This window comes from Bradyrhizobium sp. USDA 4452, from assembly GCF_054063575.1.
The window spans coordinates 5,112,719-5,123,625 of the sequence record NZ_JBSSGK010000001.1; the positions used below are offsets into that span (position 1 = coordinate 5,112,719).

9 protein-coding genes and 2 pseudogenes are annotated in these 10,907 nt (G+C 63.1%); 7 read left to right on the top strand and 4 right to left on the bottom strand.

Annotation, left to right across the window (positions count from 1 at the left end; genetic code table 11):
• Window positions 1–78: 78 nt before the first annotated feature.
• From ACVISU_RS24430 to ACVISU_RS24450, 5 genes are all read left to right on the top strand, one after another.
• Window positions 79–399, top strand: coding sequence for a recombinase family protein (locus tag ACVISU_RS24430; RefSeq protein WP_456708572.1), 321 nt, complete (start codon window positions 79–81; stop codon window positions 397–399).
• Between the two features lie 90 nt (window positions 400–489).
• The gene (locus tag ACVISU_RS24435; RefSeq protein WP_456708573.1) at window positions 490–1,020 is read left to right on the top strand and encodes a recombinase family protein; all 531 of its coding nucleotides are present in this window, start codon (window positions 490–492) and stop codon (window positions 1,018–1,020) included.
• A gap of 1,233 nt (window positions 1,021–2,253) precedes the next feature.
• Window positions 2,254–2,487 carry a hypothetical protein gene (locus tag ACVISU_RS24440; protein WP_456708574.1) on the top strand — a complete coding sequence of 78 codons (234 nt, stop codon included), beginning with the start codon at window positions 2,254–2,256 and terminating at the stop codon, window positions 2,485–2,487.
• Between the two features lie 168 nt (window positions 2,488–2,655).
• Window positions 2,656–2,883, top strand: coding sequence for a hypothetical protein (locus tag ACVISU_RS24445; RefSeq protein WP_456708575.1), 228 nt, complete (start codon window positions 2,656–2,658; stop codon window positions 2,881–2,883).
• 287 nt (window positions 2,884–3,170) lie between these two features.
• Complete coding sequence (locus tag ACVISU_RS24450; RefSeq protein ID WP_456708576.1) at window positions 3,171–4,448, top strand: S41 family peptidase; 1,278 nt, start codon at window positions 3,171–3,173, stop codon at window positions 4,446–4,448.
• A 112-nt stretch (window positions 4,449–4,560) separates the two neighbouring features.
• Here ACVISU_RS24450 and ACVISU_RS24455 read toward each other — a convergent pair whose 3' ends face one another.
• Entirely contained in the window at window positions 4,561–6,357 is a 1,797-nt protein-coding gene (locus ACVISU_RS24455) for a Rieske 2Fe-2S domain-containing protein (protein ID WP_456708577.1), read from the bottom strand.
• A 317-nt stretch (window positions 6,358–6,674) separates the two neighbouring features.
• Between ACVISU_RS24455 and ACVISU_RS24460 the strand changes: the two are divergent.
• Both ACVISU_RS24460 and ACVISU_RS24465 read left to right on the top strand, forming a co-directional pair.
• Window positions 6,675–7,217, top strand: a pseudogene (locus tag ACVISU_RS24460) (SOS response-associated peptidase family protein); the annotation flags it as partial.
• A gap of 74 nt (window positions 7,218–7,291) precedes the next feature.
• Complete coding sequence (locus ACVISU_RS24465) at window positions 7,292–9,439, top strand: VRR-NUC domain-containing protein (RefSeq protein WP_456708578.1); 2,148 nt, start codon at window positions 7,292–7,294, stop codon at window positions 9,437–9,439.
• Window positions 9,440–9,469: 30 nt separating this feature from the next.
• Here the strand turns inward: ACVISU_RS24465 and ACVISU_RS24470 are convergent.
• From ACVISU_RS24470 to ACVISU_RS24480, 3 genes and pseudogenes are all read right to left on the bottom strand, one after another.
• Window positions 9,470–9,868: pseudogene (locus ACVISU_RS24470) on the bottom strand (ImmA/IrrE family metallo-endopeptidase); the annotation flags it as partial.
• A complete protein-coding gene (locus tag ACVISU_RS24475) occupies window positions 9,865–10,296 on the bottom strand; it encodes a hypothetical protein (RefSeq protein ID WP_456708579.1) in 432 nt (143 codons plus the stop codon). The pseudogene ACVISU_RS24470 and the gene ACVISU_RS24475, both read right to left, overlap by 4 nt.
• Entirely contained in the window at window positions 10,293–10,895 is a 603-nt protein-coding gene (locus tag ACVISU_RS24480; protein WP_456708580.1) for a sigma-70 family RNA polymerase sigma factor, read from the bottom strand. The genes ACVISU_RS24475 and ACVISU_RS24480 overlap by 4 nt, the downstream gene beginning before the upstream one ends.
• Between the last annotated feature and the right edge of the window lie 12 nt (window positions 10,896–10,907).

Sequence of the window (10,907 nt, forward strand, 5' to 3'; positions counted from 1 at the left end):
GAAAGTTCGACACCGGCTAGTTCGACGATGGAAGCTTCACCGAACACGCGAAATTTTGTAACCAGAGGGATTGAAGCCATGACCCGACCGGAAGCCGCGGTCTCCACAAAGAACGCGAAGGACGGAATCGGCATGGAACGCAGTCGGCAGCGCGCGACGGCCGTGCGGGTCATTTTGTATGCCAGCACGTCGAACAAGCCACACGATATCTCGCTCGAAGATCAGATGATCGCCATGGCCGAGTTCAGCTCGAGCCAAGAGGGCTGGGTATCGGTGGGTGTGCTCAACGAAGCCGAGAGCGGCAAGAGACTGCGCAAACGGCCGGCGTTCCAGCAGGTCGAACATGCCATGCGGACGGGCCAGGTCGATGTCGTGCTTGCGACCGAGGCGAGCCGTTGAAGCCGGAAGCACTCCGAACTCGTCCAGTTCATCGAGCTGGCCGAATGTTGCGGCGTCCAGGTATGGACCACGACGGGCCAGATCCCGTACATGACGGCCATGGCATTGCAGATGGTTGCCGGTTTGGGCCTCGAGGACAAGAGTCGCCACATCGCACGCAGGCACAAAGCCATGAACAAGGACGGCCGTTACGTCGGTCCTCGTCCTTACGGCTATCGCTTGGTTCGGAGAGCCGGACAAAACGGCTTTCTGAAAGTCGACGCCGAGGAAGCACGCATCGTCGGACTCATCTACCGATCTTATCTCGACGGGATGTCGCTACCGGCGATCGTGAAGAAGCTGAACGAGACGAGCGTTCCGCCGCCTCGCGGAGAGAAATGGAAAATGACCATGCTATCGCAGGACGGCGATCGCGGCGTTCTGCACGACAAGATTTACATAGGCCTCGTCGTCTGCGGCATGTACGAGATGTTCGAAGACGATTTCACCGAAGCACGCCACCGGGTCCTCAAGCCCCGCGCGGATTGGAGCATCGCCAAAGGGCAACACGAGCCGATTGTGCCAGTCGAAATATTCGACGCCGTCCAGAAGCGCGATGCCAACGAAAGGAGCGCTGCCTGACCGTCGATCCACAACGGCATCGGCTCGGGACGAGCCGGGGTCCGTTCAGTTTGTCTGCCCAACGGCCGCCGGAGGCATCGCAGGTCGGGACCGAAGCCGCTTCCGTCTTAATCGGCGTGGGGTCCGGACGCCGACCGGCGCGCTAAACTACTGAACCTAACGCGCGCGCTTGCGATGGATTTGGGAAAGCAAGGCGTGCGCGTCAACGCCGTCTGACCCGAGCCTGACGCGCCCGGCATGACCGCCAACATGACGCCGCGGGCGGACGGCGCCCGGCGGCATCGCCGGCGCGCTGCTTCCCTGCGCGGGCCGGCGTTCGGTGTCGGGCGATTCCGCCTGACCCCGTAGCGAATCGTATGCCCGGAGCCGCAGGACGTCCCGCGCCGCGTTCGCAGGCCCGCCTCCCCGCCAGGTCTACGAGGGCGTGGCGTAGGTGAATCAGGCGGCCCGGAGTTACTTAAACTGGATAGTGCCCTATACCGAATCCGGGCGCTGGCGAGTATCTCATCGAAGTCGCTGCAGCAGGCGTCAATTGGCCAGGCGTGATCCAGCGGCTCGGGCAGCTCGACCGGATCGGACGCTATTCGGGGTAAGGGTTCTCGACCTAACAATATTGTTAGGTCGAGAACCCTTACCGCCAAAAATGCCGCGCAAATGCTGAGGATCACGTATTCCCAGAGACCTAGCAGGGATTCCATTTCATCGGAAGATCGAAGACATCGCTCGCCAGCGAACCATCGCACAGAGCCGTCCAATTCGGCTTGAGGCGCTCTGCCTCGGCCCGCTGGGCCAAGGAAGGGTCGTGGCCGGAGGTCGCGGCGCGCGGGCGCTGGCTTGGAGCCACCAGCCTCCTTGAAAAGCGAATCCTTGGAAATCGAGTCCTTGAGAATGAATCTTGGAAATCACTTCATGGAAAGCGCTGCGAATGGGCAGGGCGGCCTTCGCCGGACGGCTGTTCTACGTTCTGCACGACCTCAACACCTTGCAGATCGATCCCGTATGGGTGATGCCCGCCCGGAAGCCGGCCGCATGATTCCGAAATCTTCATCTCAAATTTCTCTGGGGACAATTCTCGATTGGCGCATCTTGACGGCTTAGCTTCCCACTCCGGTTTGCCCGCCGCCTCTTCATCCAGCCATCATGATGTATCGGCCGGCGACCAGATAGAGCCGACGGTCCTGAAAACCGGATGAGCTCGCGGGCAAACTGCCCCGCGAACGAAGGAGCTACGCTATGATCGGCCGCAAGTACATGATCCTGGACACGCGCGCGAAGGCGCTCGCGCTGGACGAGCACAAGGACCCGCTGAGGTTCGTCTCGCTCGATGAGGCGCTGGCGAAAGCCATCGAACTGCGCGGTCGCAAGTCGGCCGACGCGTTCGGCGTCGTCGAGAACCTGCGGACCAGCGTCGAATTCCGGGCGCCCGGCGAAACTTGTTGGATGAGCTATGCCGACCGCGAGGCCTAGGCCGATCGGCCCACCGCAGCGTAGGCCGCGCGGCCGAGCTCAAAATACTCGCGAGCTGGGGCGTTTGGCAAGAACGCGCTCCTGTCGGAGGCCGCCACTTGCACAAGGCCGCCGACAAAGTGAGCGAAATGGCGGTCAAGAGGTTCGCCGAGCTAAGAGGAGTGATAGATGGGTAAGCCGCGCACGTATTCGTGCTGGGACGCGTCGGTAAAGATCCAGGACGCTGGTCACGGACTCGGCGTCTACGGGAACACTTACGAGGTCTTCCCGGGCGGCGGTTACACGCGCAGCGGCGACGCAATCATGATCCATATGACGCCGGGCATCCGCTTCCTGATCAAGGATGTCGATGCAGCGATTGCTGAGGCCGACCGCCGCGTGAAGGAGCCGGTCTGATGTGTGAATCGGCGCCGAACGTTGATCCACAGACGCGAACCCAGCAGGCAGTTAGGGCGTCGATCGGCCGTGCGGATCGCAGGCCGAATAACACAATGGGTGTTGGCCCGACGGGCGAAGGTCCTGCGGGAAGTAGCATCGTGATGGCCGGATCGCTATCGTGATCTGGCGTGTCCTCACCTCAATGACCGCCTCCTTTCGCCAATGGAGCGAGAGCATTAGGTAAGGAGCCGGCATCGCATCGCCAGCGAATGCGCCCGGCAGGCGCTTCACAGCGAGCTCAAACGATGAAAGAGACCATCGATAAATCGCCTTCACGTCGCCAAGTGTTGCGATTGGCAGCGATGGTTACCGCATATGCCGTGGTGACCCCGAACGCCGCGGAGCCTCCAAACAGAGAGGCAAACAACTCCTATGTTCCTGCTGACGGCGTCTCCACCTTCGAGAGCGTTTGGCAGACTGTGCGTGATCACTTTTACGATCCGCGTCACAACGGGCTGGACTTGCTGGCGGTTCGGGAGCGACATCTCACTGAGGTTCAGCGGGCAACCTCCCAGGCCTCTCTGGCGCGTGTCATCAATACGATGCTGTCAGAGTTGCACGCTTCACACACGCGCTTCTATACGCCGGATGAGCCGGAATATTATCAACTTGCAGATATCTTTTCCGGCGCGTTGCGACGACGAGGGCTGCAGAGTGCGTTTCCGGCCGGGAGCGTATCGTACCCTGGCATAGGTATCATTTCGCGTCTTGAGGCGTCTGGCGGTAGCACGATCACGGCAATCATAGACGGAACGCCGGCTCAGCAGGCGGGCCTTCGTGCTGGAGATGAAATAGTTGCGGCCGACGGTACGGCGTTTGAGCCGGTCGGGTCGTTCCGTGGAAAGGTGGGCGAATCGGTTGTCCTGGAGGTGCAGCGAGGCACCTTGGTGGTGCAGATCCCGGTCAGACCCGTCGACCTCGAGCCCACGAAAATGTTCCTTCATGGGTTGGAGTCTAGTGCTCGCGTTATTGAGTCCAACGGACGACGCATCGGCTATGTCCATGTTTGGTGCTATGCCGGCCATGTCTATCAACGCGCCCTTGAACGCCTGCTGTCTCAAGGCGCGCTAAAGGACGCGGATGCGCTGATCTGGGATTTGCGGGATGGCTGGGGCGGCGCGCAACCCGAATATCTCGATCTGTTCAATGTCCGGGCCCCAACAATGCAGGTCACCGACCGAAGCGGTACCAGCGAATTCGTCAATGTGAGGTGGCGCAAGCCCGTTGCGATGCTCATCAACGGCGGTACGCGCAGCGGCAAGGAGGTCCTTGCCTACGGCTTCAAGAAGTACCGCTTGGGCGAGCTCATCGGCACACGGACGGAGGGCGCGGTCCTTGCCGCCACCGCATTCCTCATCGGAAGCGGCTTGCTGCTGCTCGCAGTCGAAGATGTCCGGGTCGATGGCGAGCGCCTGGAGGGCGTGGGCGTGACGCCGACGACCGAGGTCCAGGCAGGCGGAGCCTCCGCCGGGTCGGACGATCCCCAACTCAGCCGTGCCGTCGCGGTTCTGTCCGGGACATGATCCGGGCGCCTTACTCATGGGCAAAGCGGAGGCAACGCGAGACAGTAGTTGGAGGCGCGTGTCGGTTCGCCGGCGCCGGCTTTTGTCACTTCAGATCGCCCTTGATGCGCCCTCAGTCCGTGACGTTAGCTAGGGCGATCCCCGCCTCTTGATGCAGCTCGCCACCCCGCATCAGGCGGCGGGCGATGTCGGCTGTCTGCAGGGACGCGCGTTCGGTCGGTGAATGGGCCGCCAGATAGCGGGCAACGGCGATCAGGATCTGCCGGCCTTCGGTCGTGTCGCCCCACGCGCCGAATTGCCGGATTCCCGCCTCCAGCATCTGGTACGCATGGAACCCTGCATCTTCACGCAGCACCGCATGCGCGAGCATGGCGATCAGCGCCTGCGGCGAATGGCCGAGCGTGAGGTGGCGTGCTACCAGGCGTGCGGCGAGATCGACCTGTCGCTGCCGGTCGAAGGCGTCGAGCAAGGCGGTGCGGATCGTCCCTGGATCTGCGGGCAGATCATCGAGCTGCTCGCCGCCGTCGCCTGGGTTGCGCGCCGGCGGCACATTGAGATAGCGAGCAAGGTAGAGCGCCATCGCTCCATGCAATACGCCGCGGACGGCCGTGCCGTGCGCGTCGTTGGCTGTCCCGATGCGCGTCAGCATCTGGTGGACGGCATTGGCGTAGGTGAAGACGTGATGCGCCGTCTCCCAGTCGGCGTGCTCGTTGGCATGGCCGAAGCGCGCGACCCTGAGCGCTGCCGCGTATGCGAGGGATCGGCCAAGGTCCGCAGGAGCGGCACCGGCGTGGATCGCCTCCTTGAGCGCGTCAACGATCCTGGCGGGATCGTCACCGAGCAGCTCCTGAGCAAGTGCGGCGTGGCCCGACCAGTCACGCGCGCCGCGTCCGGTAGCGAACAGATCCGCGAGTTCGCTGGTTGATCCCTCACACAACGCAACAAGGTCAACGGGCTGGCGCCAGGACGTCGATTCCTCGGCGCCACGGGCCGCAACCATCTGACCGACGACAGTTGGCAGCAGGGCCGCCGCGTGTTGCCAGCCGATCAGGTCGAGGCACTCGAATGCTTTGTTGATGAAGTCGAGTGAGTGCCCGGTGTCGGCGAACGCCCTTTCGGTCGCGGCGGCGAACAGGGCATCAGCGAGTTCAGCCGGGGACAAGCCGGCCGCAATTGCCGTGAGCAGGGTGCGCTCGGCGGCCTCGCGATGGCGCACGTTTGTCCAACGCCGCAGCCAGCGTTTGAGCGCGGCCCGCTCCGGCCGGCTGCCGAGCGGCGCGCGTTCCCGCCGCGGCGCCTCGCCGTCGCAATCCGCGGCCACGCGGCGTGCGCCGTGGAATAGAGCGAGGTAGGCTTCCTCCTCCGGCAGCACAGGCAGGAGATTGGCGAGTGCCGTGAGGATCGTAAGACCAACGCCCCAGCCGTCTCGGTTTTGCGCCCCGAACAGCGCCACCTGCCGGACGATTTCGGCGTGCGGTACGCCGGCCGCGAGCTGACCATGCACAGCCTTGGCAAGGACGAGGCCGAGGTCGTGGGTGAGGCCGTTCGCAAGCCGCTGGTGCCAGTGCGCGGCGGGATCGGCATGAGTGAACGTGGTCTTCACCCAGACATCAGCATTGCGCACCTCGACCGGGCAGATCGGCACGTCGTCCGCCCACAGGTCGAAGGTGCAGCCGCTTTCGAGATCGAAGCGAGCGTGGTGCCAGTGACAGGTCAAGATGCCGTCCTCGACGCTGCCCCGCTCGAGGGGGAAGCCCATGTGCGGGCACCGATTGTCCAGGGCGAAGACGCGGCCGCGGTCGTAGATGACGAGGATCGGACGATGGGCACCGTGCACAACGAGCCGCCCCTTGATCTTCAGCTCCTCAAGGCTGCCCGCCAGCGCAAATTCCTTGCTGGGCGCGTCCATGAGCATACCTCCCATTGTCGCTTTGGGGCTGCTGCAGGTACTCCGCAACATAGGGATCCTCTGGCGCAAAGGCGAGAGGATGCCACGGTTTAGGGCTGCGCCAAAGGAACCGCAGCGGATCATCAAGTGGTACGGAACGGAGGTACAGCTCGATCGCGTTCGGCTGTTTCGACACAAGCGGGCGACGTGCCTAAATCGCCTGCCGATCCAACCAGCGCTGGAGCGCGCACCGACAAATTGATCATGTCCACTCAGCCACCAACAATGGATGTCCGTTTCGATTTGCACTAGCCATCCGGCAGTGCGCGCTGGGCCTGACGAAGAAGCGGGCCGAGAAACTGCAGGCCAAAGGCAACGAAGTCGATTTCAAGGAGCTGCTCCGGATGGAGCCGGATTCTGGAACCACCAACATCCGCAACGTGAAGAGCAGGCACTGGACGCGGTGGCTGGGGCCGGAGCACCGCTGCGTGGTACCGTTCAATTCGTTCAGCGAGTTCAACAGGGCCGAGGGCGGCGACATCTGGTTCGCGCTCGACGAGACCCGCCCGCTGCTCTGCTTCGCGGGCATTTGGACCAACTGGACGTCGGTCAGGAAGGTCAAGGAAGGCGAGACGACCAACGATCTCTACGCGTTCCTGACGACGGAGCCGAATGCCGAGGTCGGCGCCATACATCCCAAGGCGATGCCGGGAATCCTGTCGACGGCGGCGGAGGTCGAGACCTAGATGACCGCACCGGCGGACGAGGCCTTGAAGCTGCAGCGCCCGCTTCCGGACGGGACACTGCGGATCGTCGCGCGGGGCGTGAAGGAAGACGCCGCGCCGGCGACCGCCGAAGTCCGCGGCAGTGGTCACCTCTAACTGTCGAGCCGCTTGACTCCGAGGACGGCGCTCGAACAAAAATAGAACAAACGAATCCTGCCGCGAAGGTCCGCTTGACCCAACTGCCACAACTGCCCGTCTACTATTATCTCGACCACTTCGTCGAAATGCTCGGCTTTGTGCAGCGGACGTACGCCCCCGTGCTTGGTCTGGAGCATCACGCCTTCATAGCGGGGTTCGAGGGTCTTTCGAGAGATGCGAGATGCCTGTTGGTCCGCATGATCAACCGGCGCGGTGCCATATTCAACCGATCGCAGTTCAACTACCCAGAGATCGATGACGTTGAGCGGGCAGCTTCTGACCTGACGGCGGCCGGTCACGCACGCGCGCTCGGCGAGGCGGACTATGCGGCCTTCGTCTCATGCCTGCCGAAGGACGTCCTTGTGACTGGTGCGCAGGCGGCAGGGCGAGGAGACGTCCGGAAGTCCTGGTCGAAGCCGAAGTTCATCGACTACTACCTGGAGCGCATCCCTTTTTCGGTCGCCGCGCAGCACTGTGGCGCCCGCAACTTCATCGCGCTCGACGGGACGCGGCCGATCGAGTTCCTGCTCTACTTGTATTTCGGCAAGACCGAGGTGGATCTGAAAAACTTCGCGCTGCGCGACCTGGGAATCCTCCACACCAATCGCGAGACCTCGTTCAGCGCGCGCTTCACCGATGCCGAGGAGGCGCTTGCCTCGTTCCACTACAGTCAGGTTCTGGACAGCCTGGAAGACGGATCGGAGACCGTCCACAGACGGGCCGCCATCGACGTACTCGCTGGTCCCGCCTGCACGACCCAGTTCGCCGGCGATCTCCGCAGCCGAGCCGCGCATCAGACCGGGCTTTTCTTCGAGAAAGCGGGCGAGAGCGATCTCGCCCGTCAGCTTTACCGTGCTGGGCCTTCCCCGGACTGCAACGAGCGCTTGGTTCGCCTGCTTTACAACACCGGGGAGAGGGCCGAGGCCGAAACGCTGCTGCAGCGGATGATCGACGATCCTGCCAGCGACGGCGAACACCTCTTCGCCTCCGACTTCTATGCCCGCAAGTTCGGCGGAAGGCGTACGGGTCTCTACACCGAACTACTGCGGTCCGGCCGCACGATAACCGTCGACGACACCTATCGCGGTAATCCCGAAGCCGGCGTCGCGGGCGTGCTGCGGCGCGAGGGCACCGAGGTTTTCTTCGCCGAGAACGTGTTGTGGCACACCCTGTTCGGTCTCCTCTTTTGGGACGAACTCTTCGAGAGCACGCGGATGCCCTGCCGGTTCGACTGGTTACCCCACTGTCTGAAGGACCGCAGCTTCCGTCGCCTGTTCGCCGCGACCATCGACGAGAAGCTGGCGGCCATCGCGTCCGGGGTATCCCTTCCGATGATTCTCCGTACCGTCGCAGCGAAATGGGGCCGGCCGAACGGGATCTTCAGCTGGGATCATGTGCAAGTGGAGGCGCTGCGCGCGCTGCTCGAGGGATCCGATCCAGCCGGCGTCGCCAGTATCGTCCGCAGCATGTGCGATGACTTCCGCGGGATGCGAGACGGCTTTCCGGACCTGATGCTGGTGCAGGACGGCAAAGCGTCCTTCATGGAGGTCAAGGCTGAAGGAGATGTGATCCGCCGCAACCAGCTGACCCGCCTTCGCCAACTCGGCGCCGTCGGCATCATGGCCGAGATCGGCCGGGTGGATTTTCGTTTCGACCCCGAGCAGGATTACGTGGTGGTCGACATCGAGACCACCGGCTCATGGTCGAACGGCGACCGCATCACCGAGATCGGCGCGGTGAAGGTGCGCAACCACCGCGTCGTGGACGAGTGGCACTCTCTGCTCAACCCGCAACGTTCCATCCCGGCAAAGATCGTTCAGTGCTACTCCAACGTGCGGACGGCCTCAGGCGACAGCCTCGTCCGGAAGCTTCAAAACCGTCAGAATTTCATCCTCCGGCAACCGGAAGGACTGCTCCTCGACCTCGAAGCGATCGCACCCCTTGAACCCGAACCACGCGTCCGCCGGCATCTTCCTCGGAAAGTTTTCTTCGGCGGCCTCGTTGAACAGCATGTCCGCGGCGAACGTCGCGCGATCGAGCGAGTCCAAGGGAAACCACCACGGTTGAACCATCGGAGATCTCTCGAACCAGCGCCGCTTCATTTTGTTGTAGCAGGTGATGATCATGGGAAAGCGGTTCAGGACCGTCATCTTGAAGAGCGTCGCCGTCAGGCTCGCTGAATACTCTTCGGCGATCTCTCTGGCTGCCGCGAGCGTCGGCCGCTTCACGCGCCGCAGCCGAGGACCCAGCAGATAGTTCGGCAGAATGAGGTCCGACGCGAACGCATCGGCCTGGCGCTCGGGGTCGAGCGGACCGTTGGCGAAGTTGCAGACGTCTCGCCCGCCGCAGAAGAGCATCCTGCCCCTATGATGGTGCCAGTGCCCGAGTTCATGAGCGAGCGAAAACCGGCGGCGCTCAGGAGGGCTTCGACCGTTGACAGTGATCACCGCCCTTCTCTTCGTCCCGACGATGGTCGCCTCGCAGCGATCGAGCGGCCGATAGTTCACGACCGCGCCGCGCGTCCACGCGATGGCCTCCAGGTCTATCTCGCCGGGAGAATCGATCCCGAGGCTAAGGAGTATGCGCTCGGCGGGACTGAGCGCGATCATCCTTCCTCCTGCGGATCCTCTGCCTCGAGCGCAGCGAGCTGGGCAAGGTCGTCCAGCATGCCCTGTTCGTCGCTATCCGACAGGCCTTTGCCTTTCCGCGCCGCCATCATGTCGAACGCACCCGTCGCTTCGCCCGCGCGCATCGCTTCCAGCTTTCTCCGGGAGGCATCCCTGTCGTCCGGATTGGACTTCGTAGGTCGGGCTTTGAAGGCCACGACCGCTTGCTTGGCCTGCTCCAAGCTCTTCTTTGCGGCCACGGATTTGGCGTGCGCCGTGACGGCGTCCATTTCCGACACCACGGCGTCGGGATCGATGCCCATCGCCGCGAGCTCCTCGCGCAACTCCTCCGAAGAAGCGGCCAGAATGCTCTCGTCGATCGCATCGTCGAGCTTGCGGAGCTCGTCCTGCGAGGTGCGCTTACCGGTCATGACCGAAATCCATCCGGGAGCTTCTTGGCCAAGGTCCGTCTGATCCGCTTCATGATGTAGTCGTAGCCAGCTTGGTCGACTCCGATCTCATCGCGCAATGCCTTTCCTCGATTCTGGCCCGAAATGGCGATGACGGCCAATTGCGCCTCCTCATCGCCTTCGAGGGCTTCGTAGATGACCTTGATGACGTCTTCGGCCTGCTTCTCGATCAGCAGCGCCTCCGGGTCGAGCTGATCCGAGGCGACCTGCTTCTCGCCGCCGTCATGCCCGCGGCCGTCCGAAGTCAGCGACTCCTTGCGGCCGAGCGCCTTCCTGCGGTGCGATGCAATGCTTCGCATCGACTGCGCTAGGAACGCGACGAAGGATTCCTCTCTCGGGCAATGGCGTTGGCCGACGATCGCCTGGGTGAGGGCCTCGCAATAGAGCTCGTTCTCCTGGAAATCGGTACCGCCCCGCCGGCGCCGCTCAATGAGCCGGAGCTTCCGCTTGTCGTCGGCGGACATGGAATCAAGCTTCTCCAGCACCTCCTCGGGAGCAAAGTGCTTTGTCTCCGTGGCGGCGATCACGCCGCCTTTCGGGGATCCGCTCTTGTCGTCCATGGTCTCGAGGAC